Origin of the sequence: Pseudonocardia sp. D17 (assembly GCF_036984265.1) — a bacterium.
Classification (GTDB): Bacteria; Actinomycetota; Actinomycetes; order Mycobacteriales; family Pseudonocardiaceae; genus Pseudonocardia; species Pseudonocardia benzenivorans.
The window spans coordinates 115,869-141,711 of record NZ_BPRG01000080.1; the positions used below are offsets into that span (position 1 = coordinate 115,869).

The 25,843-nt window shown below is 73.8% G+C and carries 19 protein-coding genes and 1 riboswitch; of the genes, 5 read left to right on the forward strand and 14 right to left on the reverse strand.

What is annotated here, in order from left to right; translation table 11 throughout:
- Both PSD17_RS14945 and PSD17_RS14950 read right to left on the reverse strand, forming a co-directional pair.
- Positions 1-627 (reverse strand): precorrin-8X methylmutase, encoded by a 627-nt coding sequence (locus PSD17_RS14945; RefSeq protein ID WP_339122994.1) that lies wholly within the window; start codon positions 625-627, stop codon positions 1-3.
- On the reverse strand, positions 624-1,841 hold the full coding sequence (locus PSD17_RS14950; protein WP_339122996.1) for a precorrin-3B synthase: 1,218 nt from the start codon (positions 1,839-1,841) through the stop codon (positions 624-626). The genes PSD17_RS14945 and PSD17_RS14950 overlap by 4 nt, the downstream gene beginning before the upstream one ends.
- A 113-nt stretch (positions 1,842-1,954) precedes the next feature.
- Positions 1,955-2,121: riboswitch (cobalamin riboswitch) on the forward strand.
- Positions 2,122-2,156: 35 nt separating this feature from the next.
- Between PSD17_RS14950 and cobN the strand changes: the two genes are divergently transcribed.
- Complete coding sequence (gene cobN / locus PSD17_RS14955) at positions 2,157-5,762, forward strand: cobaltochelatase subunit CobN (protein WP_339122998.1); 3,606 nt, start codon at positions 2,157-2,159, stop codon at positions 5,760-5,762.
- Between the two features lie 31 nt (positions 5,763-5,793).
- Here cobN and PSD17_RS14960 read toward each other — a convergent pair whose 3' ends face one another.
- From PSD17_RS14960 to PSD17_RS14985, 6 genes are all read right to left on the reverse strand, one after another.
- Positions 5,794-6,852: a maleylacetate reductase gene (locus PSD17_RS14960; protein ID WP_339123000.1), complete on the reverse strand. Its 1,059-nt coding sequence runs from the start codon at positions 6,850-6,852 to the stop codon at positions 5,794-5,796.
- A gap of 109 nt (positions 6,853-6,961) precedes the next feature.
- A complete protein-coding gene (gene hydA, locus PSD17_RS14965) occupies positions 6,962-8,422 on the reverse strand; it encodes a dihydropyrimidinase (protein ID WP_013675147.1) in 1,461 nt (486 codons plus the stop codon).
- Positions 8,422-9,456 carry an ABC transporter permease gene (locus tag PSD17_RS14970; protein WP_339123001.1) on the reverse strand — a complete coding sequence of 345 codons (1,035 nt, stop codon included), beginning with the start codon at positions 9,454-9,456 and terminating at the stop codon, positions 8,422-8,424. The genes hydA and PSD17_RS14970 overlap by 1 nt, the downstream gene beginning before the upstream one ends.
- A complete protein-coding gene (locus PSD17_RS14975) occupies positions 9,453-11,015 on the reverse strand; it encodes a sugar ABC transporter ATP-binding protein (protein ID WP_339123003.1) in 1,563 nt (520 codons plus the stop codon). The genes PSD17_RS14970 and PSD17_RS14975 overlap by 4 nt, the downstream gene beginning before the upstream one ends.
- A 36-nt stretch (positions 11,016-11,051) precedes the next feature.
- Positions 11,052-12,233, reverse strand: coding sequence for a sugar ABC transporter substrate-binding protein (locus PSD17_RS14980; protein ID WP_339123005.1), 1,182 nt, complete (start codon positions 12,231-12,233; stop codon positions 11,052-11,054).
- Between the two features lie 69 nt (positions 12,234-12,302).
- Positions 12,303-13,052, reverse strand: a complete 750-nt coding sequence (locus PSD17_RS14985) for a FadR/GntR family transcriptional regulator (RefSeq protein WP_158703413.1) — start codon at positions 13,050-13,052, stop codon at positions 12,303-12,305.
- A 137-nt stretch (positions 13,053-13,189) separates the two neighbouring features.
- Between PSD17_RS14985 and PSD17_RS14990 the strand changes: the two genes are divergently transcribed.
- A complete protein-coding gene (locus tag PSD17_RS14990; RefSeq protein WP_339123006.1) occupies positions 13,190-14,626 on the forward strand; it encodes a dihydroorotase in 1,437 nt (478 codons plus the stop codon).
- Between the two features lie 30 nt (positions 14,627-14,656).
- Here the strand turns inward: PSD17_RS14990 and PSD17_RS14995 are convergent, their stop codons facing one another.
- The 6 genes from PSD17_RS14995 to PSD17_RS15020 form a co-directional block, all read right to left on the reverse strand.
- Positions 14,657-16,123: an amidase gene (locus PSD17_RS14995; RefSeq protein WP_339123008.1), complete on the reverse strand. Its 1,467-nt coding sequence runs from the start codon at positions 16,121-16,123 to the stop codon at positions 14,657-14,659.
- The gene (locus PSD17_RS15000) at positions 16,120-17,493 is read right to left on the reverse strand and encodes an acetyl-CoA carboxylase biotin carboxylase subunit (RefSeq protein WP_339123010.1); all 1,374 of its coding nucleotides are present in this window, start codon (positions 17,491-17,493) and stop codon (positions 16,120-16,122) included. The genes PSD17_RS14995 and PSD17_RS15000 overlap by 4 nt, the downstream gene beginning before the upstream one ends.
- Positions 17,490-18,074 carry an acetyl-CoA carboxylase biotin carboxyl carrier protein gene (locus PSD17_RS15005; protein ID WP_339123012.1) on the reverse strand — a complete coding sequence of 195 codons (585 nt, stop codon included), beginning with the start codon at positions 18,072-18,074 and terminating at the stop codon, positions 17,490-17,492. Before PSD17_RS15005 ends, PSD17_RS15000 begins: the two co-directional genes overlap by 4 nt.
- The gene (locus PSD17_RS15010) at positions 18,071-19,579 is read right to left on the reverse strand and encodes a pyruvate carboxylase (RefSeq protein WP_013675156.1); all 1,509 of its coding nucleotides are present in this window, start codon (positions 19,577-19,579) and stop codon (positions 18,071-18,073) included. Before PSD17_RS15010 ends, PSD17_RS15005 begins: the two co-directional genes overlap by 4 nt.
- The gene (locus PSD17_RS15015; RefSeq protein WP_339123014.1) at positions 19,576-21,024 is read right to left on the reverse strand and encodes a 3-oxoacid CoA-transferase; all 1,449 of its coding nucleotides are present in this window, start codon (positions 21,022-21,024) and stop codon (positions 19,576-19,578) included. The genes PSD17_RS15010 and PSD17_RS15015 overlap by 4 nt, the downstream gene beginning before the upstream one ends.
- 504 nt (positions 21,025-21,528) lie before the next feature.
- Entirely contained in the window at positions 21,529-22,974 is a 1,446-nt protein-coding gene (locus PSD17_RS15020) for an MFS transporter (RefSeq protein WP_339123015.1), read from the reverse strand.
- Positions 22,975-23,240: 266 nt separating this feature from the next.
- Between PSD17_RS15020 and PSD17_RS15025 the strand changes: the two genes are divergently transcribed.
- The 3 genes from PSD17_RS15025 to PSD17_RS15035 are packed head-to-tail and all read left to right on the forward strand — an operon-like array spanning position 23,241 to position 25,770.
- Entirely contained in the window at positions 23,241-24,134 is an 894-nt protein-coding gene (locus PSD17_RS15025) for a metal ABC transporter substrate-binding protein (RefSeq protein WP_339123047.1), read from the forward strand.
- Positions 24,131-24,889, forward strand: a complete 759-nt coding sequence (locus tag PSD17_RS15030) for a metal ABC transporter ATP-binding protein (RefSeq protein ID WP_339123017.1) — start codon at positions 24,131-24,133, stop codon at positions 24,887-24,889. Before PSD17_RS15025 ends, PSD17_RS15030 begins: the two co-directional genes overlap by 4 nt.
- Complete coding sequence (locus tag PSD17_RS15035) at positions 24,886-25,770, forward strand: metal ABC transporter permease (RefSeq protein ID WP_339123019.1); 885 nt, start codon at positions 24,886-24,888, stop codon at positions 25,768-25,770. The genes PSD17_RS15030 and PSD17_RS15035 overlap by 4 nt, the downstream gene beginning before the upstream one ends.
- Positions 25,771-25,843 lie beyond the last annotated feature (73 nt).

Consider the following 25,843-nt stretch of genomic DNA (forward strand, 5'->3'; position numbering starts at 1 on the left):
TCACTCCTGTTCGGTCGCGAGCGCGTTGAGCGCGGCCGCGGTGATCGCCGAGCCGCCGCGGCGCCCGTGCACCACGAGGTGCTCGACGTCGGTGCGCGCGGCCAGGGCCTGCTTCGACTCGGCCGCGCCGATGAAGCCGACGGGGATGCCGAGGACCGCCGCCGGCCGCGGCGCCCCGTCGTCGATCATGTCGAGCAGGTGGAACAACGCCGTCGGCGCGTTCCCGATCGCGACGACGGCGCCGTCGAGGTGCGGGCGCCACAGCTCCAGCGCCGCCGCGGACCGGGTGTTGCCCAGCTCGCGGGCGAGCTCGGGGACGCGCTCGTCGCGCAGGGTGCACAGCACGTCGTTGTCGCGGGGGAGCCGGGCCCGGGTGACCCCGGCCGCGACCATCATCGCGTCGCACAGGATCGGCGCGCCGGCGCGCAACGCGGCGCGAGCAGCGGCGACGACGCCCTGGGACGCCGCGATGTCGTCGACGAGATCGACCTGCCCGCACGCGTGGATCATGCGCACCGCGACCGGTGCGACGTCGGCCGGCAGCCGGGAGAGGTCGGCCTCGGCGCGGATCGTCGCGAACGACTGCCGGTAGATCTCGGCGCCGTCGCGGATGTAGGTGCTGGTCATGCGGTCCTTCCGGAGATGCCGTGGGCGTAGCTGCCGTCGGCCTGCGCGACGAGTTCGACGTGGGTCCCGTGCGGGGCGCCGCAGCGGCGCTCGCAGCCGACGACATGGGTTCGACCCGTGGCCGAGGCGGAGGCGATCAACGTCCGGGCGTCGCCGCGGACGTCGGCCAGCGACTTCGCACACCCCGGCGCGCCCGCGCACGCGCTGACCAGCGTGGCGGGGGAGCCGGCCTCGACGGCGAACCCGGCTGCGGCCAGGAGGTCGGCACCCTCGGCGGTGGGCAGCACGATCGTCCGCCACGGTGTGACCAGCACCTGCGGCGACAGCCGGGCGAGCAGCCTGAGGTCGTCGGCGGAGAGCTCGCCGAGCACCGGCGCGACGACCAGCGCCCGCGCACCGTCGTCGCGCAGCACCTCGCCGACCTCCGGCGAACGAGCGGCACCGTCGCGCAACTCAGTGGCGTCACTGTGCCGTTCGTTCGCGTCGGGAATCGGGCGAGCGGGAAGCGGGCGACCGGGAAGCGCGCGAGCGGGAAGCGCGCGGTCGGGAAGCCCGAGGGCGGCGGCGAGCCGGGCGGGGGCGTCGGGCACCTCGGCGGCGCGCCACTGCGCACTGCTGAGCGCGAGGAACGACTCCGCCGCGCTGACCAGTACGTCCACGGCGTCGGCGAGCGCGACGGCCCCGACCGGCGTGCCGGCGACGAGCAGCACCCCGGTCGTCGACGTCCGGGCCCGCCAGCACAGATCGGGGGACTCGGCGGCGACGTCACCACGGCCGTCGTCGAGAGCGAACAGGAACCGCCCGGACAGGCCGGCGAGTGCGGGGGCGGCACAGATCGCGGCGTCCAGCCGCGCCGCGAGGCCACGGACGTCGGCGAGCCCGCCCGCGATGCCCGACAGCGGCGAGGCCAGGACGTTGCGCACCCGCTCGTGCGTCCGCGACGGCACCAGACCCGCGCCGACCAGCACGGACAGGGCGTCGGGGTCGTCGCGCCGCAGGGCGCGCAGCTGCAGGTTCCCGCGCGAGGTCAGGTGCGCCGCGCCGTCGCCGTGGTGCGCCGCGCAGTCGGCGACGGCGCGCGCCGCGGCCGCGGTGAGCACCCCGCCCGGCAGCCGGATCCGGGCGAGCGCGCCGTCGGCCGCGTCGTGCGGGGCGAGGACGCCGGGACAGGCGTCGGCGCGCACGCGCGGCGGGGGGGCGGCGGACGGGGGCACGGCCGTCACTGTAAACACCGCATTGCGGGCGTGGCGGGAGCCGATCGTCACTCCCGGGCCGCCCGGCTTGACGCGCGAGTGCGACGTTGCGGACAGTGAGGCGGCACGAACGGACAACTTCATGGCGGGCGGGAGCGAGGAAGCCGGTGCGAGTCCGGCGCGGTCCCGCCACTGTCACCGGGGAGCGGACCCCACGCAGTCGGCCACGGGCGCGAGCCCGGAAGGCCGGGGCGAGCGCCGATCCGGGAGCCAGGACACTCACCTGCCCGCCGACACCCCCACCCGGGACGAGGATCCCGAGGAAGGCCACCGGCCATGCGCCCCCACTCCCGTCCCGGGATCCTGCTCCTCTCGACGTCGGACACCGACCTGCTCTCCGCCCGCGCCAGCGGGGCGCCCTACCGGCTCGCGAACCCCGCGCGCGTGCTGCTCGACGACCTGCCCGCGCTGCTCGACGGCGTCGCCGTCGTCGTCGTGCGGATCCTGGGCGGGCGCCGGTACTGGGAGGACGGCCTCGACGCGGTCCTGGCCTCGGGGCTGCCCGTCGTCGCGCTGGGCGGTGAGATGGCGCCCGACGCGGAGATGATGGAGCTGTCGACGGTGCCCGCGGGCGTCGCGGCGCAGGCCCACGCCTACCTCGCACAGGGTGGCACCGACAACCTGGCCGAGCTGGCCGCGTTCCTGTCCGACACCGTGCTGCTCACCGGCGAGGGCTTCGCGCCGCCGGCGGAGCTCCCGGCCTGGGGCGTGCTCGACCGGCCCGCCCCCGAGGGCGACGGCCCGACCGTCGCCGTCCTCTACTACCGCGCCCAGCAGCTCGCCGGGAACACCGGCTACGTCGAGGCCCTGTGCACCGCGATCGAGGACGCGGGCGGGCGGCCGCTGCCGGTCTACTGCGCGTCGCTGCGCCAGGCCCCGCCCGAGCTGCTGACGACGCTGCGCGCCGCCGACGCCATGGTCGTCACGGTCCTCGCCGCCGGCGGGACCAGACCCGCGTCCGCGCAGGCCGGTGGCGACGACGAGGCGTGGGACGTGGCCGAGCTCGCCGCGCTCGACGTCCCGATCCTGCAGGGCCTGTGCCTGACCGGTGACCGGGCGTCGTGGGCCGGGTCCGACGACGGGATGACCCCGCTCGACGTCGCCACCCAGGTCGCGGTCCCCGAGTTCGACGGCCGGCTGATCACGGTGCCGTTCTCGTTCAAGGAGGTCGACGCGGACGGCCTCTCGGTCTACGTGCCCGACCCGGAGCGCGCGGCGCGCGTCGCCGGGATCGCCGTGCGGCACGCCCGGCTGCGACGGATCCCCAACGCGGACAAGCGGATCGTCGTGATGCTGTCGGCGTACCCGACCAAGCACGCCCGCATCGGCAACGCCGTCGGCCTCGACACCCCGGCGTCGACGGTCGCGCTGCTGCGCGCCATGGCCGAGGCCGGCTACGACGTCGGTGACCTCCCCGGCGTGGCCGACGGCGACGGAGACGCCCTGATCCATGCGCTCATCGAGGCCGGCGGGCAGGACCCCGACTGGCTCACGGAGGAGCAGCTGGCCGGCAACCCGGTCCGCATCTCCGCGGACCGCTACCGCTCCTGGTTCGAGCGGCTGCCGGACGAGCTGACCGACGGCGTCGAGAAGCACTGGGGGCCTGCGCCGGGCGAGCACTACGTCGACCGGTCCGCCGACCCGGACGGCGAGATCGTCGTCGCCGCGTTGCGGTCGGGCAACGTCGTGCTGATGGTGCAGCCGCCGCGCGGGTTCGGGGAGAACCCGGTCGCGATCTACCACGATCCCGACCTGCCGCCCTCGCACCACTACCTGGGCGCCTACCGCTGGCTCGCCGCCCCGCGCGAGGAGGACGGCTTCGGTGCCGACGCGATCGTGCACGTCGGCAAGCACGGGAACCTGGAGTGGTTGCCGGGCAAGACGTTGGGCATGTCCGCGGCCTGCGGGACCGACGCCGCGCTGGGCGACCTGCCGCTGGTCTACCCGTTCCTTGTCAACGACCCGGGCGAGGGCACGCAGGCCAAGCGCCGCGCCCACGCCACGCTGGTCGACCACCTCATCCCGCCGATGGCGCGCGCCGAGAGCTACGGCGACATCGCCCGGCTCGAGCAGTTGCTCGACGAGCACGCCAACATCGCAGCGCTCGACCCGGCGAAGCTGCCCGCGATCCGCCAGCAGATCTGGACGCTCATGCAGGCCGCCAAGCTCGACCACGACCTCGGGCTGTCCGAGCGCCCTGAGGAAGACCACTTCGACGACATGCTCCTGCACGTCGACGGCTGGTTGTGCGAGATCAAGGACGTCCAGATCCGCGACGGCCTGCACGTCCTCGGCACGGCCCCGACGGGTGCACAGCGGGTCGACCTGGTGCTGGCCATGCTGCGCGCCCGGCAGATGTGGGGCGGCGAGCACACCGTCCCCGGGCTCCGCGAGGCGCTGGGCCTGGTCGAGGACGGCTCGGAGACCAAGGCGCGCACCGACGAGATCGAGGAGCTGGCCCACGCGCTGGTCGCCGACATGGAGGCGGCGGGCTGGGACCCGGCTGCGGTCACCGAGATCGCTCGGGCTCACGACGCCACGGCCGCTGAACCAGTGCTCCGCTTCGCCGCCACCGAGGTCGTGCCCCGGCTCGCCGGCACCGCCCACGAGATCGACCGCGTGCTGCACGCCCTGGCCGGCGGGTTCGTCCCGGCCGGGCCGTCGGGCTCGCCGCTGCGCGGCCTGGTCAACGTGCTCCCGACCGGTCGCAACTTCTACTCCGTCGACCCCAAGGCCGTCCCGTCGCGGCTGGCGTGGGAGACCGGGCAGGCGATGGCCGAGTCGCTCGTCGAGCGCTACCGCCGCGACCACGGCGACTGGCCGCGCTCGGTCGGGCTGTCGGTGTGGGGCACGTCGGCGATGCGCACCTCCGGCGACGACGTCGCCGAGGTGTTCGCCCTGCTCGGCGTGCGCCCGGTGTGGGACGAGATGTCGCGACGCGTCACGCACCTCGAACCGATCCCGCTCGACGAGCTCGGCCGCCCCCGCATCGACGTCACCGTCCGCATCTCCGGGTTCTTCCGCGACGCGTTCCCGCACGTCCTGGCCCTGCTCGACGACGCCGTCGCCCTCGTCGCGGGCCTCGACGAACCCGCCGAGCAGAACTTCGTCCGCGCCCACGTCGCCGCCGACACCGACCGGCACGGCGACGAGCGGCGCGCCCGTACCCGCGTCTTCGGCTCCAAGCCGGGCACGTACGGGGCGGGGCTGCTGCAGCTCGTCGAGTCCCGGGACTGGCGCGGCGACGCCGACCTCGCCGAGGTCTACACGACGTGGGGCGGCTACGCCTACGGCCGCGGCCTCGACGGCGTCCCCGCGCGCGAGGACATGGAGCACGCGTACCGGCGGATCGCGGTGGCGGCCAAGAACACCGACACCCGCGAGCACGACATCGCCGACTCCGACGACTACTACCAGTACCACGGCGGCATGGTCGCGACGGTCCGCGCGCTCACCGGCAGCGCGCCCGAGGCCTACGTCGGCGACTCGACCCGGCCCGAGTCCGTTCGCACCCGCACGCTGTCGGAGGAGACGGCGCGGGTGTTCCGGGCGCGTGTGGTCAACCCGCGCTGGATCGCCGCGATGCGCCGCCACGGCTACAAGGGCGCCTTCGAGATGGCCGCGACCGTCGACTACCTCTTCGGCTACGACGCCACCACCGGTGTCGTCGACGACTGGATGTACGACCGGCTCACGGCCGAGTACGTCCTCGACCCCGAGAACCGGGCGTTCCTGTCGGAGTCGAACCCGTGGGCGTTGCACGGCATGGCCGAACGTCTCCTGGAGGCGGTGGAACGCGGCATGTGGGCGTCCCCGGACCCCGACACCCTCGCCGCTCTGCGCACCGCCTACCTGGAGAGCGAAGGCGACCTGGAGGAGTAGAGCCGGTGAGTGGCGATGCTCGCCACGGCGACTATCGCCACTCGCAACCCCGGTACGCGCGGTCGAGCAGCGCCCGGATCGTGTCGCGGGACGCCGGCACCGGGTTCGGGGTGTCCGCGACGTCGGCGGCGACGCCGTCGAGGGCCTCGTCGGTGGCACCGAGCGTCGCCAGGTCGTGGGGGAGCCCGATCCGCGCGGCCAGCTCCCACAGGGCACGGCCGGGATCGTCGCCCAGGTAGGGGCGCACGCGCGACACCATGTCGGGCACCGCCGGCGCGTTCAACGCGACGACGTAGGGCAGCACGACGGAGTGCGTGTCGGCGTGCACCAGGCCCAGCCGCCCACCGAGGGCGTGCGAGATCCGGTGCTGCAGACCTGTCCCGGTCGCGCCCAGCGCCGTCCCCGCGAGGAAGGCGCCGTACTGCAGGCCGGCGCGGGCGTCGAGGTCCGCGGGGTTTCGCATGACGACGGGCAGCGACGTCGTGAGGATGCGGACGGCGTCGGCGGCGAGCGCCGCGATCAGCGGGTTCCCGGCCGGCGCCCAGAGCGCGGCGAAGCAGTGCGCCATCGCGTTGAACGTGCTCGGACCCGTCACCGCGGCCGGGAGGCCGACCGTCAGCTCGGGGTCGTACAGCACCACGCGAGGCCGGACCCGCTCGTCGGATCCCGTGCGCTTGCGCTGCCCGCCGGTCGTCCCGTACACCGGGGTCAGCTCGGAGCCGGCGTAGGTCGTCGGGACGGCGACGATCGGGACCTCCAGCTCCAGCGCCACGGCCTTCGCCAGCCCGGTCGCCGAGCCGCCACCGAGGCTCACGATCACGTCGACACCGGCGTCACGCGCCGCGGCCGTGGCGCGTTCCGCGATGTCGACGGGCACGTGCTGGGCGATCTCGTGCCAGGTCAGCGCGGCGCGGTCGCCGAGCGCGGCCGTCACGGTGTCCCCGCCGGGCGCGTGCCCGCTCATGATCACCATCGCGCGGGACGTGTCGAGCCGGGCGAGTTCCTCGCCGACCTCGGCGAGCCTGCCGGGCCCGAACACGATCCGGGTCGGCGCGAACTCGTGGTCGAAGGAACGGACGGGTGCGGTCATGGTCCGGCGATCGTCGCAGAAGCCGGCTGCGCGAGCGCCGACAGGCGCCGGTCGTCGAACGCGTGCCCGACCGGCTGTGGCCCTACCCGGCGGCCCGGCGCCCGTCGGGTCAGGACACGGCCGGCCCCGGGTCGCCCGTCCGGGGGGAGAAGCTCGGGATCGCCGGGTCGGTCCCGGGATCGCCGAGCCGCCGGTGCAGCCACCGGCCCCGTCCGGGTGTGCTGGTGATCGTCCCGTCGCGGTAGACGACGTCGCCGCGCGACACGGTCACCGACGGCCAGCCCCGCACCTCGATGCCGACGAACGGGTCGTAGTCCGACGCCGACTGCAACGGCTCGTCGGCGAGCGTGGTCGTGCGGTCGGGGTCGATGAGCACGAGGTCGGCATCCGCGCCGGGCGCGATGCGGCCCTTGCGCGGCCACAGCCCGAACAGCTTCGCCGCGTTGGCCGAGGTGATCGCGACGAACTGCTCGAGCGTCATCCGTCCGGCGGCGACCCCGCGGCCGTAGAGCAGGCCGAGACCGGTCTGGACGCTGGCGAACCCCGGCGGGATGTCGACGAACGACTCGTACGCCCCGAGCTTCTGCGCGCTGGAGTAGGTGGTGTGGTCGCTGGCCGAGGTCTCGATCTCGCCGGCGGCGATGGCGTCCCACAGCGCGGCCTGGTCGTCGGCGGTGCGCAGCGGGGGCACGCAGACGTAGCGCTGGCCGTCGGGCTGGTCGTAGCGGGACTCGTCGAGGAACAGGTACGCAGGGCGCACCTCGGTGAAGATCTGGCCGCCGGCCGCCCGCCCGCGCCGCACCGCCTCCACGGCGCCGCGCGAGGACAGGTGCACGAAGTACACCGGACAGCCGACCGTGCGCGCGTAGACGGCGATGCGCTCGATGGCCAGCTCCTCGGCGACCTCTGGGCGGCTGCGCTTGAACGTGCTGAGGATGGGTTCGACCGTTGCGGGCACGGCGGCCAGCGTGTCGGTCAGGTAGTGCGTCAGGCCGTCGTCCTCGGCGTGGACGTTGACCAGCGCGCCCGCCCGGGCCGCGGCGGCCAGGACGCGGATGGCCTCGCGGTCGGTGACGCGGAACGGATCGTAGGCGGTGAAGATCTTCACGCTGGGATAGCCCGCCTCGACCAGCGGCGCGAGCTCGGCGAGGGAGCTGCCGCCGAGCAGGTCGGTCAGGATCGGGTGGAACCCGTAGTCGACGTGCGCGCGCCCGTCGGCCTTCGCCGCCTCGCGCTCCAGCGTCGTCCACAACGACTCGCCGAGCTGCTGGAACGCGTAGTTGATCACCGTCGTGACGCCGCCCGCGGCCGCGGCGCGCGTCCCGCTCTCGTAGTCGTCGGCCGACATCAGCGAGCCGTCGGGGCTGGGGGTGTGGAAATGGGTGTGCGGGTCGATGCCGCCGGGCGCGAGGACCTTGCCGCGACCGTCGAGCTCGCGCTCCCCGCTGCCCGCGACCTGCGCGCCGACCTCGACGACGACCCCGTCCCTGACGGCGACGTCGGCGACGGCGTGACCGTCGGCGTTGGCGACCGTGGCGCCCCGTACGACCAGCTGGAACTCGTGGGCCATCACGCGGCCTTCCTGCGGCGCGAGCGCACCGCGAAGGAGAGCACGACGGCGACGATCAGCGCCGCGCCGTAGAACAGGTTCTGCACGAACGGCCGGGCGCCGAGCTGTTGCAGGCCGGTGATGCCGGTGACCAGGAACAACACCGCGACGAGCACCCCCCAGGAGTTGAAGCGACCCGGCATGATCGTCGTCGCGCCGAGGAAGGCGGCGGCGAAGGCCGGCAACAGCAGCAGCGGCGCCGACGTCTGGTCGGCCGCGCCGCTGGTCCCGGCGATGAGCACGCCCGCGAGCCCCGCGAGGAAGGCCGAGCTGACCAGCGCGCCGCCGCGGACCAGGCGCACCCGCACGCCGCTGAGGCGGGCGACCTCGCGGCCGCGGCCGACGATCAGCAGCCGGCGCCCGAGCGGGGTGAACTCCATGACGTAGAACAGCACGGCGCACAGCACGATGCCGTACCAGAACTCGACCGGGATGCCGAGGAACCGGGCCTGCACCACGACCCGGACCAGCTCGGCGGAGATGCCGGTGACCGTGCTGTCGTTGCCGGTCCACGACACGATGCCCTGGACGAACGTGCCCATGCCGAGGGTGACGATCAGGGTGTCGACCCCGACGGCGATGCTCAGCACGGCGTTGGCCACCCCGATGAGCGTCGCCACGGCGAGTGCGACGAGCACCGCCCAGACGACCGGCACGCCGAGCTGGACGTTGAGGATCCCGATCAGCATCGCCGACAGGCTCGCCACCGACCCGACCGACAGGTCGTAGTCGCCGGCGGTCAGCGGGATCGTCAGCGCCAGCGCCAGGACCAGCAGGCTCGTCTGCGACGAGAACATCGCCGAGAAGTTGCCGGCGGTGAGGAAGGTGTCGGGCCGCAGCACCCCGAACAGCACGATGATCGCGACCCACACCACCGGCAGCGCGATGCGTTCGGCCGAGCGGGCGACGAGCGTCGACACCGCGCCGCGCCGCCCGGGCGGCCGGCCCGGCGGCAGCGTCCCCGACTCTCCCGGGGCGGACTCGGTGGTCGTCATCGGGTGCTTCCTTCCTTGCCGGAGCGCAGGCACTCCTCGGTGATCCGGGCCTTGGTCAGCGCCGAGCCGTGCAGCTCGGCGCCGATCCGGCCGCGGTGCAGGATCAGCACGCGGTCGCAGAGCTGCGCCAGCTGGTCGTGGTCGGAGCTGGCGCACAGCACGACGCAGCCCCCGGCGGCGGCCCGCACCGCGGCGTAGATCTGTTGCCGGGCGCCGATGTCGACGCCCTGGGTCGGCTCGTGCAGCAGCAGCACCCGCGGCCGGGTCTGGATCCACTTGGCGAGCACGACCTTCTGCTGGTTGCCGCCGGAGAGCTGGCCGACGAGCAGCCTCGGGTCGGGCGGGCGGACGTCGTAGCGCTCGACCAGGGTCGTGGCGGCGGCGCGCATGGCACGCCGGTCGAGCCAGGGGCCCGCGAGGTAGTGACGGAGGTTGACCATGGTCAGGTTGTCGGTCACCGGCAGGTCGCCGACGATGCCCTCGGTCAGCCGGTCGCCCGGCACCAGCACGATGCCGTGGTCGGTCGCCGCGCGCGGGGACCACGACCGCAGCTCGCGGGCGGGCTCGTCGTCGAGCGTGACGGTGCCGGCCCGGACGTCGAGCGCCCCGGCGAGGGCGCGCACGGCGTCCTCGTACCCGGAACCGAGCAGCCCGGTGAAGCCGACGACCTCACCGGTGCCGGCGGTGAACGACACCTGGTCGGCGAGGCCCGCCGACAGGCCCTCGACCCGCAGCGCCGTGGTCCCGGCGGACCGCTCGGCGGCCCGGTAGCTCGCGGCGACGTCGAGGTCCGCGCCGACGATGGCCGCGACGAGCTGGTCGTGGCCCAGGTCGGCGGTGACCCCGGTCAGGGCGCGCCTGCCGTTGCGCAGCACCGTGACCCGGTCGGTGATCTCGCGGACCTCGTCGAGGTCGTGCGACACGAACACCACGCTCGAGCCGGTCGAGGCCACCCGCCGGACCAGCGAGAACAACCGGTCCACCTCGTTGCGGGGCAGGAACACCGTCGGCTCGTCGAGCACGACGAGCTGGCCCCGGCCGGGGTCGGACGTCGTGCCGACGCCCTCCAGGGCCCGCACGATCGCGAGCAGTGCCCGGTCGACCGGGCGCAGGTCGGCCACCGTCGCCCGCGGGTCGAGGTCGAGCTCGTAGCGGGCCAGCACCTCCCGCAGCCGGGTGCGGGCGTGGCGCCACCCCACCGAGGCCCGGCCGCGGGACGCGGCGAGCTGGGGCAGCAGGTAGTTCTCCAGGACGCTGAGGCTGGGCACGAGCCCGAGGTCCTGGTGCACGAAGCGCAGCCCGAGCGCCGCGGGCTGTCCGGGGGACAGCGGCAGCGGCACCGGCCGTCCGTGCACCTCCAGCGTGCCGGAGTCGACGTCGTGGAAGCCCGCGAGCACCTTGATCAACGTCGACTTGCCGGACCCGTTGGCGCCGAGCAGGCCGTGGATCTCACCGGGCGCGACGGCGAGGTCGGCGCCGCCGAGCGCGACCTCGCCACCGAACCGCTTCCACACGCCGTCCAGCCGGAGCAGGGGGGTGCTCCCGTCGGACGTCGACATCCGTCCGGCCATGTCAGCGTGCCGTCGACCGGGTGGTCACGACAGGCCCCACAGCTTCTCGTAGCCGGCGACGTAGGCGTCGCCGTAGCCCTGGGTGAGCGCCGGCGGGTCGCCGGCGTCCTTCGCGTTGGTCGAGTCGAACACCCGCACCGGCGCCGAGGCCTTGACGACCGGCTGGCCGAGCAGGACCCGGAAGGCCTGGTCCATCGTCGAGTAGCCGATCCACGGCGCCGACTCGCCGACGTCCATCACCATCGGGCTCGTCCCGCTCTGCACGTCCTTGATCGACGACGTCGCACCGTTGTAGCCGACGATCTGGATCTGGCCGCTCCGGCCGGCGGTGTTGATGGCGCTGACGGTGGCCGACTCCATCGAGTCGAGCTGGTCGATCACCCAGTTGATCTTCGGGTCGCCGCTGAGGCTCGCCTGGATGTCCGTCGCGAGCTTCGCGGAGGCGAAGTCGGCCAGCGAGATGTCGACGAACTTGTACGTGCACTTCGGGCAGTACTTGTCGAACTCGCCCTTGATCGCGGCCTGCATGCCCGGCGACGGGATGACGGCGCCGACGATCGGGATGAGCGCGTTGACGTTGCCCTTGCCCTGCAGGATCACCCAGTCCGCCAGCAGCTTCGCGGCGGTGTCGAACGGTGCCGTCTCGAGTGCGGTGACGCCGGCGGCACACCCTTCGCAGTTCGGTGCCGGGGTCGTGGAGTCGTCGTAGAAGTGGGTGACGACGACCGGGATGTTCGCCGCCTTGGCCGCGGCGAGCTGCGGCTGCAGCGCGCGCGGGTCGGGCGCGTTGGCCAGGACGATGAGGTCGACCTTCTGCGAGACCGCGGTCTGCATGCCCTGGACCCACTGCGAGGTGTTGCCCTGGTTCGGGAACACGGTCACCTCGACGCCCGCGCGCTGTGCGACGTCCTGCATCGCCGCGACGTTGACCGTGTTGAACACGTTGTTCGTCTCGGGGATGATGTAGATCTTCTTGCCGCGCAGGCTCGTCACGTCGATGGCCGGTCCCGGCGGGGTGAACGTGGGAACCGCCCGGTACTGGTCGATCGTCGCCTGCAGCTCGCGCTCGGCGTCGGCGGTCAGGCTGCTCGCCGCGGTGCCGGTGTCGGCCGTGCCGCCACCGGTCGGCGCACCGGTGCTGCAGGCGGTCAGGGCCGTGACCGCGAGCACGGCCGCGACCACTCCTCGGCTGATCCTCGTCTTCAAGCGAACTCCTCGGGCTCGGCGAGCGGGCGCTCGCGGACGACGTCGAATGCGGGCGCGGGTGGCCCGCGGTCAGGAGATCCAGTCGGAACCGACGAGGGTGCAGCCCAGGTCGGTGACGTGCCGATGCATCGCGGCCCGCGCCGCGTCCGGATCGCGTTTCTTGATGTGGCCGAGAACCGCGGCGTGCTCGGCCACCTGCTGCATCCGCAGCTCGGGGCTGCCGATGGCCTGCTGGTTGAGCAGTACCCACAGCGGATGCTCCTCGGCGGAGACCAAACTGCGCGCGGTGTCGGCGAGCAGCGGGCTGCCGCAGTGGTCGGCGAGCATGCGGTGGAACTCGACCTGCAGTTCGGCGAACTCGGTGAACTCGACCTCGCGCGTCACCGCCGCGCGCGCCCTGGACACCGAGGCCGACATCGCGCGGATGTCCGCCGTGCTCATCCGGACCGCGCACATCTGCGCGAGCTTCGGCTCGATCGTCGCGCGCGCCTCGAACAGCGCGCTCGTCGTCGGGACGAACCAGGCGTCGGAGTCGCGGGTCACCTTGGCCGGGTCGACGACGTAGACACCCGAGCCGTGCCGGATCTCCACGACGCCGAGCAGCTCCAGCGCCAGCAGGGCCTCCCGCACGGTCGCGCGGCTCACCTCGAGGTCGACGGCGAGCGTGCGGTCCGGCGGCAGCCGGTCGCCCGGCGCGAGCCGGCCGGTCTGGATCCGGTCGAGCACGTGCTGTGCCGCGACGACGAACCGGCGGCCGGAACGCTTGGAGAACGAGGCGGCCGGCGGCTCGGGCCGCTCGGAAAATTGGCCTGACCTCATGCGGCGAGAGGTTAGGTCTCTGGTGATCGACTCGTCAAGTGACGCTGCGCTTGACAGGCCGCGCTCCGACCGTGTTAGTTCCGATCCCGACCTTCCAGTCCCCCTCCGCGGGGATCGCTCGGACGACGGGAACATGCATGCTCGACCTCGCCATCGTGGGTTCCGACGTCGTCACCCCGGAGGGGCCGCGCCGGCTCGACATCGGCATCGCCGACGGCCGGTTCGCCCTGCTCGCGGAGCCCGGCGGCCTGCCTGAGGCGGCCCGGACCGTCGACGGCAGCGGGTGCGTCACCCTGCCCGGGGCGGTCGATCCGCACGTGCACGCGAACGGGCCGCTGGGGGAGTCGCTCGGCCAGTCCCGTGATGTCATCACCTCGGCGTGCCTGTACGGCGGCACGACGACCGTGATCGACTTCGTGTGGCCGTCGACCACCGACGTGGCCCGCCGCTCGATCACGGCCGACCTCGCCGAGCGGGTCGAGGCGTGGACCGGCGACTCGTACACCGACTTCGCGTTCCACGTGGCGCTGACCGGCGACGTGTCGGAGAAGATCCTGCGTGAGATTCCCGACGTGATCGCCGACGGGTTCCCCAGCTTCAAGATCTTCACCACCGACATCGTGCCGTCGGGCCTGCTGTCCGGTGTCGAGCTGAAGGTGCGGTTCGGCACGCTCGCCGACCTCTTCGACGTCGTCGCCCGCCACCGCGGGATCGTCACCGTGCACGCCGAGGACGACGACATCGTCATGCACCAGTACCGCAAGTACATCGACAGCGGCCGCACCGCGTTGCGGTACATGGCCGAGGTGCACACGACGCTGTCGGAGGACATGTCGTTCCGGCGGGTCCTCCGGCTCGCCGAGCACTACCCCGGTCTCGCCCTGTACTTCCACCACGTCACGGCGCGGACGGGTGTCGACGCGCTGCGCGAGTTCCGCCGGCGTGGCGTGGCGGCCTACGGCGAGGCGATCGACGTCATCGCGATGAACACCGCCGCCCGGTACTCCGAACCCGACGGTGTGAAGTACCACATCTACCCGTCGCTGAAGTACGCCGAGGACGTCGACGCGATCTGGGAGGGGGTTCGCGACGGCACCGTCAACTGTTTCGGCACCGACGGGGCCTGCCCGACGTGGGAGCAGAAGACCCAGGGTTCGCGGATCGACGACGCCTACGGTGGCGTCACCGGGGTCGAGCCCAAGCTCGCGGTGCTCTACACCGAGATGCTCGCGAACCGCTCGCTCGACCTCACCCGCCTGGTCGAGGCGACGTCGTCGAACGCGGCGAAGATCTTCGGGCTGTGGCCGCGCAAGGGCTGCATCGCGGTGGGCTCGGACGCCGACCTCGTGCTGCTCGATCCTCGTGCGCCGCGGGTGATCCGCGCGGCGGAGATGCACGAGGGCGACTACTCACCGTGGGAGGGCTGCCGGGTCGACGCCTGGCCCGCCTACACGGTCCTGCGCGGCGAGGTCGTGATGGCGCGGGGTGAGCTCACCGCCGACCGGCCGGCCGGCCGCCTGCTGCGCCGCACCCTCGACGACGCGGTGTTCGCGGGTACGGCGTCGGCGCGCTGACCCGACCCCGGACAGCGGCGACCTCGCCATTCACGTCCCCGGCGCGAGGGCGGCTTCCGCCGCCTCGGCCAGGGCCAGCAGCCGGCGGTCCGCGTACGGGTGCCCGACCAGCTGCAGCCCGACGGGCAGCCCGTCCGGCGTCGCCCCCGCGGGCAGCGAGATCACGGGGTGCCCGCTCTGGTTGAACGGCGAGGTGTGCCGCGCCATCAGCGCGACGCGCGGGTCGTCGTCGACGTCGGCGATCCGCACCGGAGGTACGGGCATCGTCGGCATCGCGAGCAGGTCGACGCCCTCCAGTGCGGCCGCGATCCTGTCGACGACGAGCCGCCGCGCCCGTAGCGCACGCACGTAGTCGTGGCCGAGGACCGTCCCGCCGGCGAGCAGCCGGTCGCGCAGCGCGGGGGAGTACCGGTCGGGGCCGGCCGCGATGAGCGGGGCGTGCAGCACGTGCGCCTCGGCGAACATCGCGACGGCCAGCAACGGCATCAGCTCGCCGATGTCGCAGGCCACGGGCGTCGGCCGGGCACCGGCGGCCGCGAGGCACCCGATCGCGGCCCGGCACACGGACTCGACATCGCTGTCCAGTCCGGTCCAGAAGTAGGCCTCGGGCAGCCCGACGGCGACACCGTCCAGGCCGGCGGCGTCGCCTGCCCCCGGGCCGGGCCCGGCGATGACGTCGAGCAACAGCCGCGCGTCGGCGACCGACGTCGTCAGCGGACCGATGTGGTCCACGTGGGTCATGCTGGTCGGGACCATGCCGCGCAACGGGACCGTGCCGTGCGTCGGCTTGAGCCCGACGACGCCGCAGCAGCTCGCGGGCATCCGGATCGACCCGGCGGCGTCGGTGCCGAGCGAGGCGAACCCGATCCCCAGCGCGACCGCCGCGGCGGACCCGCCGCTGGACCCGCCCGCGACGTGGCCGGGGGCGCGCGGGTTGGCGACGGCGCCGGTGTGCGGATTGACCGACGTCGACCCGAACGCCATCTCGTGCAGGTTCGTCGTGCCGACGACGACCGCGCCCGCCGCGCGCAGCCGCCGCACGACCTCGGCGTCGCTCGTCGCGAGCCGGTCGGCGAAGACCGGTGAACCGCAGGTGGTCGGGAGGCCGGCGACGTCGAGGTTGTTCTTGACCGTGACGGGGATGCCGTGCAGCGGACCTCGTGCACGAGCCGAGCGGTCGGCCTCGGCGGCCTGAGCGCGGGCGGCGGAGGCGGTGAGGTGGATGAAGATCGCGTCGTCGGCATGTTCCCCGGCCACCGCCAGCGCCTGCTCCGTCAGCTCCGCTGCCGAGACCTCGCCGGCGTCCATCGCGGCCCGTGCGTCGGCGATGGATCCGTTGCTCAGCGGTCGTGAGTGGCGACGGTCGCCATGGCGACCATCGCCACTCACGGGGGTGAAGGTGAGCGCGCCGGGGGCTTCTCCCAGCGGCAGCTCGCGCAGCCGCTCGGCGAGGGCGTGCAGGTGATCGGCCGCTGCGTCGACCCCGAGAGCGCTCATGCGGCGTCGGCCGGGGCGAACTCGCCCAGGACGTCGGCGATGGTGTGGGTGGTCATGGTCGCGTCGGCGAACTCGGGGCGGCCGACGAGGAAGTCGAGGAACCCGACGGTCGTGCGGACGCCCTCGATCCCGAAGCGGCGCAACGCCGACCGGGCGCGGGCGATCGCCTCGGCCCGGGTCGGCGCGTAGACGATCAGCTTGGCCAGCAGCGAGTCGTAGTAGACGGGCACGAGGTAACCGGGGACGCAGTGGGTGTCGACGCGGACGTTCGGGCCGCCCGGCGGGTCCCACGCCGTGATGCGGCCCGCGTCGGGCCGGAAGTCCGCCGACGGCACCTCCGCGGTGATCCGGCACTCGATGGCGTGCCCGCGGTGCACGACGTCGCACTGCCCGAACGCCAGCGGCTCACCGGCCGCGACGCGCAGCTGCTGCTGGACGAGGTCGATGCCGGTGACCAGCTCGGTGACGGGGTGCTCGACCTGGATCCGGGTGTTCATCTCCAGGAAGAAGAACTCGCCGGTGTCGCGGTCGAGGACGAACTCGACGGTGCCCGCGCTCTCGTACCCGATCCGCCGGGCGAGCCGGACCGCCGCGGCGTGCAGGGCGTCGCGGACCTGCGGCGGCAGTCCGGGCGCCGGGGCCTCCTCGACGACCTTCTGGTTGCGTCGCTGCAGCGAGCAGTCGCGCTCCCCGAGGTGCACGACGTGGCCGTGCCGGTCGCCCAGCACCTGCACCTCGACGTGGCGGGCGTTGCGCACGAACCGCTCGACGTAGAGCGTCGGGTCCCCGAACGCGGCGGCGGCCTCGGCGGCGGCGGTCGCGAGCACCGACGGCAGCTCCGCGACGTCGGACACGACCTTCATGCCGCGCCCACCCCCGCCCGCCGACGCCTTGACGATCAGCGGCAGCCCCACCTCCCGGGCGACCGCGAGGGCCTCCTGCGGGGTGCGGACCTGCTCGGAGCCGGGCAGGGTCGGCACCCCCGCTGCGCGGGCCAGCCGGCGGGCGGAGATCTTGTCGCCCATGGCCTCCAGCTGGGCAGCCGTCGGGCCGACGAACGTCAGCCCGTGCTCGGTGCACGCCCGGGCGAGAGCGGGCGACTCGGAGAGGAACCCGTAGCCGGGGTGCACCGCGTCGCACCCCGTGGCCACCGCGGCGGTGACGATCCGGGCGACGTCGAGGTAGCTCTGCGGCGCCCGCGGCGGCCCGATGCAGACCGCCCGGTCGGCGAGCCGGGCGCCGAGGGAGTCGCGGTCGGCCTCCGAGACCGCGAGGACCGTCTCGATGCCCAGCTCGCGGCACGCGTGCACGATGCGCACGGCGATCTCGCCGCGGTTGGCGACGAGAACGCGCCGGATGGACCCGCTCATTCAGTCGAGACCCGCATCAGCACCGCCCCGAACTCGACGAAGTCGGTGTCGGACACGCAGATCTCGACGACCGTGCCCCGCACCCCGGCCGCGACGGAGTGGAAGGTCTTCATGACCTCGACGAGCGCGACGGTCGTCGTCTCCTCGACCACGTCGCCGACCGCGACGAACGGCGGCTTCCCCGGCTCCGGGCGGGCGTAGAAGATCCCCATCGTCGGCGCGGTGATCTCGACGGACCCCGCAGCCACGGACCCCGCAGCCACCGACCCCGCAGCCACGGACCCCGCAGCCACCGACCCCGCGGCAACCGGCGCCGCGGACGGCGCCACCGCAGTGTCCGGCCGGTCCGCGGCGTTCCGGGCAGGTGCCACGGCCTGCGGCACGGCCGCCGGCGTCGCGGCAGCGGGAGGCGGCGGGGCGGCACCCGGGACGGGCGGCTCGCCCGTCCCGACCGTGATCCGCAGGTCGCCCAGCTCGACCTGCAGGAAGTCGAACCCCGAGCGGTCCAGGCTCTCGACGAGCCGGGTGACCTGGTCGACGTCCTCGTCGGTCAGCCCGCGTGCGGTCCCGGGATCGCTCATGACGTCGCCTCCTGGCGGGTGCGCAGCTCCATCGATGTCCCGCGCCGCGCAACCTGCACGTAGCGGACCCGCGACGTCTCCCCGAGCCGGTCGATCAGCGTGCGCAGGGGGAGGTCGCCGGAGTGGTAGGTACGGGGCGGTCCGGCGGCGCGCATGGCGTCGATCTCCGCGGTGCCCTGCATGATCGCCCGCAGGATGAGCTCCTCGTCGGAGATGCCGGGAGCCCCGATGGACCGCCGCACGTCGTCGAGGCCGACGTCGGCGGGAGCGTGCCGGGCGGCCTCGGCCAGCTGAGCCGCCCGCGGCAGCGCGAGGAACCGATCGCGCAGGTCGGGGTCCATCCAGGTGTACCCGGAGTCCTCGCCGTAGGCGCCCTGGGCGAACCGGACCAGCTCGTCGATGACGACGTCGTAGCGCTTGCCCGAGGCGACGTGGATCGCGGCCTGCGTCGCGACGTACTGGGAGTACGGCGTGATCATGATCGGGTAGCCGAGCTCCTCGCGGATCCGCACGCACTCCTCGAGGACGTCAGCGAGCCGGTCGGCCATCCCGATCCCGGCGAGCTGGTGGCGCAGGTTGGAGATGACGCCGCCCGGGATCTGGTGGCGGTAGTGGTCGGCGTCGTGGGCCAGCGGCACCCCCAGCGGCATCCCGTCGCGGCGGGCGAACTCCCCGAGCCGTGCCGACACCGATGCCAGCAGCTCCTCGTCGACCGTCGGGGTGAAGCCCAGGATGCGGGCGTTGCGCGCGGTGGTGAGCACCGACGGCTGGGCCGAGCCGTCGGCCAACGGCGGTACCCCGCAGTGCAGGGTCTTCACGCCCAGCTGCAGCGCCTCCAGGTAGACGACCGGGGCGAGGCCCGTGGTGCAGTGCGAGTGCAGCTCGACGGGGATGTCCCCGGCCTCCCGCAGCACGACGGGCAGCAGCGTGCGGATGCGGTCGACGGTGAGCAGGCCACCCGCGTCCTTGATGTAGATCACGTCGGGCTTCAGGGCCGCGCAGCGCCGGGTGGTCTCGGCGAAGTGCTCGTCGGTGTGCCGCGGCGAGATGGTGTAGCAGACGGCGAGCGCGACGGTCAGGCCCAGCTCGCGGGCCCGTGGCACCGCGGTGGGGAACTGGCGCGTGGTCTGGTCGGCGGTGTTCGCCATCAGCTGCGCGCGGTTCATCACGCCGATCTCGGCGAGCTTCTCGGCGAACAGCTCGCCGAGGACCGGCGCGGTGGGGGTGCCGAAGCCGTTGAGGTTGCCGCCGGCGCCGCCCATGCACGTCGTCGGGGTGCGGGTGATCGTGCGGGCGAGCATCCGCATGGTGTCCCACGGGTCCTCGCGCAGGTCGCGGACCATCTTCTTGAAGAAGATCGCGTTCGCCGGCACCTCGATGTGGGAGAACCCGGCCCGGTCGAGGTCGCCCGCGAGGGCCTCCATCATCCCGTAGCGGATCCCCATGGCCCACAAGGACTGCGAGCCGTCACGGAACGTCGTGTCGAGGAACCGGACCTCGCTCACCAGGCCTCCTGCATGACGCCCACCTGGTCGGCGACCGTCACGGACATGTCGGTCAGCGCGAGCACCTCGTCGACGGTGAACCCGGCCGCGACCTCGTCGAGCCGGAACCCGTCGCCGACCCGGGTGAACAGCGCGAGGTCGGTGACGATCGTGTCGACGCAGCCGACCCCGGTCACCGGGTAGCTGCAGCGTCGCACGAGCTTCGGCCGGCCCTTGCTGTCGCTGTGCTCGAGCGTCACGATCACCGACCTCGCCCCGACCGCGAGGTCCATCGCGCCCCCGATGCCGCCACCGATCCGGTCGGGGACGGCCCAGTTCGCGAGGTCGCCGTTGCCGCCCACCTGGTACGCGCCCAGTACGACGGCGTCGAGCCGTCCGGAGCGGGCGATCTCGAACGACGTGACGCTGTCGAAGAACGACGCCCCCGGCAGGAGCGTGATGAAGTTGCCGCCGGCGTCGTGCATGTCGGGGTCGCGCGGGCCGTCGGTGACGAATCCGCCGTAGCCCAGGACGCCGTTCTCGCCGTGCAGGGTCACCCCGCGCCCGGCGAGGTGGTCGGCGGCGAGGTTGGGCAGGCCCGCCCCGAGGTTGACCAGGCTCCCCGGCGGGATCAGCGCGGCCACCCGGCGGCCGATGTCGGCGCGGGTCAGGCCCGGCTTCTCGTGGTAGAGCCTGCCGCTCGCGGCGGGCCGCGCGGCCCGCCGGGGCAGGTCGTCCACGTCGATCTTGACGGTCGTCTGCACGACGCGGGCGACGAACACCCCCGGCAGGTCGATCTCGTCGGGGGCGAGCTCGCCGACCTCGACGATCTCGTCGACCTCGATGATCGCGCAGCGCGCGGCCTTGGCGAAGCTGTCGTTGAAGTTGCGGCTGGCGCCGCGGAACGCGACGTTGCCCATCCGGTCGGCGCGGTGGGCCCGCAACAGGGCGTAGTCGGTGCGGATGCCGTGTTCGAGCAGGTGCGGGACTCCGTCGAAGTCGCGGACCTCCTTGCCGTCGCCGATCGCGGTGCCCGCACCGGCCGGGGTGTAGAAGGCCGCGATACCGGCCCCACCCGCGCGCATCCGTTCGACGAGCGTGCCCTGCGGGACGAGCTCCAGCTCGAGGTCGCCGGACTCGATCTGCGCCTCGGCCGCCGTCACCGGACCGGGCCGCGCCGAGAACGACGCCACCAGCCGCGACAGCTGTCCGTTCTCGGCGAGGCTCTGCGCGGTCGGGTGCCCGGGTTGGCCCAGCCCGTTGCAGTACACGGTGAGCCGGCGCGCACCCTGGTCGCGCAGCGCCGTGATCAGGCTCGACGGGAACCGGTGGGTGACCCCGAACCCCGCGATCGCGATGCTCGACCCGTCGGCGATGTCGGCCACCGCCGCGGCGGGCGAGGGGTACACCTTGTCGGCCCCCGCGGCCCTGCCCGTCCCCGTCTCGTACGACTGCGTCGTCGTCACCCGTCTCCCTTCCGGGCCGGCTGCTCCGCCGGCCAGATCGAGCCCCCGACGATCCCGCGCGACGGCGGTCGGCACACCGGCGACCGGGACGCGGTCCGGCGTGGCCACGTCGCGGCCGTGCCCTCGACCGGTTCCCGCGTCGGCCGGTGGCCCCGGGCTCCGCACCGGGGCGCGGGAGCCGCCGGCGCGCGCCGGAGAGGCGCCGCGCGGTCGTCGCTACCCCCGGGCCGGACCGTGGGAGGCATCAGGCGCATCGTGGCGCTCCCTCTGTGCAGCCGGGCCTCGTTGCCCGGGTCGGACACGGGTGTGGAACCACCGGCGAGCTGCGGCGATCCGCCGGTGCGGTGGCGGGTTCGCCACGAGGAGCCGGCCGGTCAGGAACGATCCGGGTCCGGCTGCCGCCTCATGTTCACGGCCCTGTTCTCAAGATTGTTAACAATCATGGAAACATAATGCGCGTCCTGCGGGTGGTCAAGGTCACCCGGGCGAAGGCCTCCGACCGGCCTACCGGCCCGCGGCCGCCCGGGCCGGTCCGGCGGTCCGCCCGGCGATCCCCGTCCCGGTGACCGCCAGGACCACCAGGCCCGCGACGAGGACCGGCAGGGCGGTCGCGGGGGAGCCCGTCGTCGCCAGCAGCGCACCGCCGACCCCGACGAGTGCCGCCTGGGAGAGCTGGTCGGTGAGCTGGGCCGCGGCGGAGTCGAAGCCGACCGCGCCGGCACCCGAGTCGGCCGAGCGCGCCAGCAGCAGGAACGACAGCGACGAGAAACCCAGTCCCATCCCGACGCCCGCGACGATCCAGAACGGCAGTGCGAGCCACGGCAGGCCCCACGCGGGCGCGACGAGCAGCAGCCCCGCGATGCCGACCGCGACGCACGCGAACCCGACGCGCAACAGCACCGGCCGCGACAGGTCGGGGTGGCGGCCCTGCCACGCCGCTGCCGAGGACCAGCCGAGGGCGCCGACGATCAGCGGCACCCCGGCCATCGAGAGCGACCAGCCGTGCGTCGAGGTGAGCATCAGCGGCAGGTAGGCGTTGACCGTGAAGAAGGCGCCCGACAGCAGCCCGCGGCACGCGACCACGGCCGCGATCCCACGGCGCGCCCGGACCGTCCCGCGGGGCAGCAGCCGGCGCAGCGACGGGACCAGCAGCGCGAGGGCGACGACCGCGACGACCAGCGCGGCCCATCCCGTCGGGTGCTGGCCCGCCCAGCTCAGCGCCGCGACGGCCGCGGCGGCGGCCAGTGCCGCCGCGACGATCCCGCGTCGCGTGGCGGGCGCCTCGGCCGACCCCGCGGGCAGGTCGCGCACGGCCGGGAGCACGAGCACGACGGCGACCACGACGAAGGGCACGATGCCGAGGAAGACCCAGTGCCACGACAGCTGCTCGGTCACCACGCCCGCGACGGGCGGGCCCACGAGCGCGGGCAGCACCCACGCCGACGACATCAGCGCGAACACCGCGGGCCGCGCGCGCTCGCTGTAGACGAGCGCGATCAGCACGTAGACCGCGACGGCGACCGCGCCCGCGCCGAGGCCCTGCAGCACGCGGGCGACCAGCAGCTGGGCGAGCGTCCCCGCCGTCCCGGCGACCAGCAACCCCGCCCCGAACAGCAGCGGCGCCGTGACCAGGGTGCCGCGCGGGCCGCGGACGTCGCACCAGCGCCCGCCCAGCACCGTCCCGACGACGCTCGCCGCGGTGAACGCCACGAACGGCCACGCGTAGGACGACACCGAGCCGAGGTCCGCCACGACGGCCGGCATCGCCGTCCCGACGCCCATCGCCTCGAACGCGATCATGCTGATGAGCAGCACGATGCCGGCGGTCGTCGCGCGCCGCCCCGGTCCGAACAGCTCGGGTCGTACCGCCGCCTTCCCCGCGGAGCCGTCCGGCGGCGACGCGGGTGGGGCGGGGCGGGATGACGTCGGATCGTCCGTCGCACTGCTCACGGGCGCCAGCCTGCTCCCTCAACCCGGGTTCAGGTCAACGCGATTGCCGGACGAGGTCGCGGCCGGTGCGGCGCACGCCCGGCGCGCCACGTCCGCGGCCCGACCGGCCTCCCCGAGGGCCGGGCGATTCTCAGAATTGAACAGCCGAACTCTAGTTTTCGGTCAACCGAAATCTTACGCTGCACGCCATGTCCGGTTCGCGAGGTTGGTTCGGCCCGAGCGGCTCGCGCCCCGGCGCTGCCCGCCGGCGCCCACCCGGAAGGGCCGTGGCGGTGCTCGCGGCGCTGCTCGTCGTGGTGGCCGGCTGTGCCGGCACCGGCCGGGCGCAGGACGCCGACCGGCCACTGGTCCTGACCACGTTCACGGTGCTCGCCGACATCGCCCGCAACGTGGCGGGGGAGCACCTGCGGGTCGAGTCGATCACCAAGCCCGGCGCCGAGATCCACGGCTACGAGCCCACCCCCGGCGACATCCGCAAGGCCGCCGAGGCCGACCTCGTCATCGACAACGGGCTGAACCTCGAGGTGTGGTTCGAAAAGTTCGTGGCCGACCTGGCGGTGCCGCACGTCGTCGTGTCGGAGGGCGTCGCGGTCGTCGACATCACCGAGGACGCCTATGCCGGCAAGCCGAACCCGCACGCGTGGATGAGCCCGACGAACGTGGTCCGCTACGTCGACAACATGGTCGCCGCGTTCGCCGCGCTCGACCCCGCGCACGCCGACGCGTTCGCGGCCAACGCCGGCTCGTACAAGGCCGAGCTGCGCCGCGTCCACGACGAGCTCGTCACGGCACTGGCGACGCTGCCACCCGCCCAGCGGGCGCTCGTGACCTGCGAGGGCGCGTTCTCCTACCTCGCCAGGGACACCGGGCTGACCGAGAAGTACATCTGGCCGGTCAACGCCGAGCAGCAGGCCACGCCCCAGCAGGTCACCTCGGCCATCGCATTCGTGGCCGCCAACGACGTGCCCGCGGTCTTCTGCGAGTCGACGGTGTCCGACAGCGCGATGCGGCAGGTCGCCGACGCCTCCGGCGCCCGGTTCGGCGGCATCCTCTACGTCGACTCGCTCTCCGGCCCCGACGGTCCGGTCCCGACCTATCTCGACCTCATCCGCCACGACACCCGGACGATCATCGCGGGCCTCACCGGGGTGGCGGTGTGAGCCCCGCCGCGGTCGACACCGCCGCGATCGAGGTCGAGGGGCTCACCGTCAGGTACGGCCCCCTCGTGGCGCTCGACGGGGTCTCGCTGCGGCTGGCACCCGGGACGGTGTGCGGCCTGATCGGGATGAACGGGTCGGGCAAGTCGACGCTGTTCAAGTCCATGACCGGGCTGCTGCGGGCCGATTCGGGCCGGGTCCGGCTCGGCGGGCACGAGCCGGCCACGGCGCGCAGGCGGGGGCTGGTCGGCTACGTGCCGCAGGCCGAGGCCGTCGACTGGGCGTTCCCGGTGTCGGTGCGCGACGTGGTGATGATGGGCCGGTACGGGCGGCTGGGCCCCACCCGGCGGGCCCGCGAGGCGGACCGCGCCGCCGTCGCCGCGGCCCTGGCCAGGGTCGAGCTCGCCGATCTCGCCGACCGGCAGATCGGGCAGCTGTCGGGCGGGCAGCGCAAGCGGGCGTTCGTCGCGCGCGGGATCGCGCAGGAGGCCGAGGTCCTGCTGCTCGACGAGCCCTTCGCGGGGGTGGACAAGCGGTCGGAGGCGACGATGTCGTCGCTGCTCGCCGAGCTCGCCGCAGCCGGCCGCACGGTCCTGGTGGCGACCCACGACCTGCAGGCACTCCCGGCGCTCGCCGACGAGGCCGTGCTGCTGCGCCGTCGGGTGCTGCTGCACGGGCCCGTCGATGAGGTCCTGCGCCCGGAGAACCTCGCCCGCGCGTTCGGCATCGACCCGCTGGAGCAGGGGAGCCGGACGTGAACCCGATCGACCTGATCGTCGAGCCGCTCTCGTACGGCTTCATGGTCCGTGCGCTGGTCACGACCGTCGTCGCCGCCGTGGTGTGCGCGTTGCTGTCCTGCTGGCTGGTGCTCGTCGGCTGGTCGCTGATGGGCGACGCCGTGTCCCACGCGGTGCTGCCCGGCGTGGTGCTCGCCTACGTGCTCGGTGCGCCCTTCGCGCTCGGGGCCGTCGTGTTCGGGTTCCTGGCGGTCGGGCTCATCGGGGCGATCCGCGACACCAGCCGGGTCAAGGAGGACGCGGCGATCGGGATCGTGTTCACCACGCTGTTCGCGCTCGGCCTGGTGCTGATCTCGGTCACCCCCAGCCAGACCGACCTCAACCACATCGTGTTCGGCAACGTCCTGGGCGTCTCGGTCGGCGACCTCGTCCAGGTCGCCGCGCTCGGCGCGGCGGTCGCGGCGGTGCTGCTGTACAAGCGTCGCGACCTCGTGCTCTACGCGTTCGACCCCGGGCACGCCCACGCGATCGGGCTCTCGCCCCGCAGGCTCGGCGCGCTGCTGCTGGGGCTGCTCGCGCTCACCGCGGTCGTGGCGCTGCAGGTGGTCGGCGTCATCCTGGTCGTCGCGATGCTGATCCTGCCCGGGGCGACGGCGCAGCTGCTCACCGACCGGTTCTCCCGGATGCTGCTGATCGCGCCGGTGCTGTCCGTCGTGTGTGCGACGGTGGGGCTGTACCTGAGCTACTGGCTCGATGCCGCGCCGGGCGGCCTGGTCGTCGTCACCCAGGGCGCGGCCTTCGCGCTGGTGTACCTGTTCGGCCCCCGGCACGGCCTGCTCACCAGGCGGGCCCGCCGCGACGGCGCGGCCCCGCCCGCCGCGGTGGGCCGCGTCGAGGGCTGACGCGATGGGAGGGCCGCGCAGGTCGCGTCCCGGACCGGCTGTCGTACGGTTCCGGTCGACGGACGTGCGACGA

Excerpts from the sequence above, each read along its gene's own strand:
- PSD17_RS14985 (WP_158703413.1), bottom strand. The coding sequence starts at position 13,052 with ATGAGGTCAGGCCAATTTTCCGAGCGGCCCGAGCCGCCGGCCGCCTCG.
- PSD17_RS14990 (WP_339123006.1), top strand. The coding sequence starts at position 13,190 with ATGCTCGACCTCGCCATCGTGGGTTCCGACGTCGTCACCCCGGAGGGG.
- PSD17_RS14945 (WP_339122994.1), bottom strand. The coding sequence starts at position 627 with ATGACCAGCACCTACATCCGCGACGGCGCCGAGATCTACCGGCAGTCG.
- cobN (WP_339122998.1), top strand. The coding sequence starts at position 2,157 with ATGCGCCCCCACTCCCGTCCCGGGATCCTGCTCCTCTCGACGTCGGAC.
- PSD17_RS14970 (WP_339123001.1), bottom strand. The coding sequence starts at position 9,456 with ATGACGACCACCGAGTCCGCCCCGGGAGAGTCGGGGACGCTGCCGCCG.
- PSD17_RS15000 (WP_339123010.1), bottom strand. The coding sequence starts at position 17,493 with ATGAGCGGGTCCATCCGGCGCGTTCTCGTCGCCAACCGCGGCGAGATC.
- PSD17_RS15005 (WP_339123012.1), bottom strand. The coding sequence starts at position 18,074 with ATGAGCGATCCCGGGACCGCACGCGGGCTGACCGACGAGGACGTCGAC.
- hydA (WP_013675147.1), bottom strand. The coding sequence starts at position 8,422 with ATGGCCCACGAGTTCCAGCTGGTCGTACGGGGCGCCACGGTCGCCAAC.
- PSD17_RS14995 (WP_339123008.1), bottom strand. The coding sequence starts at position 16,123 with ATGAGCGCTCTCGGGGTCGACGCAGCGGCCGATCACCTGCACGCCCTC.
- PSD17_RS14975 (WP_339123003.1), bottom strand. The coding sequence starts at position 11,015 with ATGTCGACGTCCGACGGGAGCACCCCCCTGCTCCGGCTGGACGGCGTG.
- PSD17_RS14960 (WP_339123000.1), bottom strand. The coding sequence starts at position 6,852 with ATGACCGCACCCGTCCGTTCCTTCGACCACGAGTTCGCGCCGACCCGG.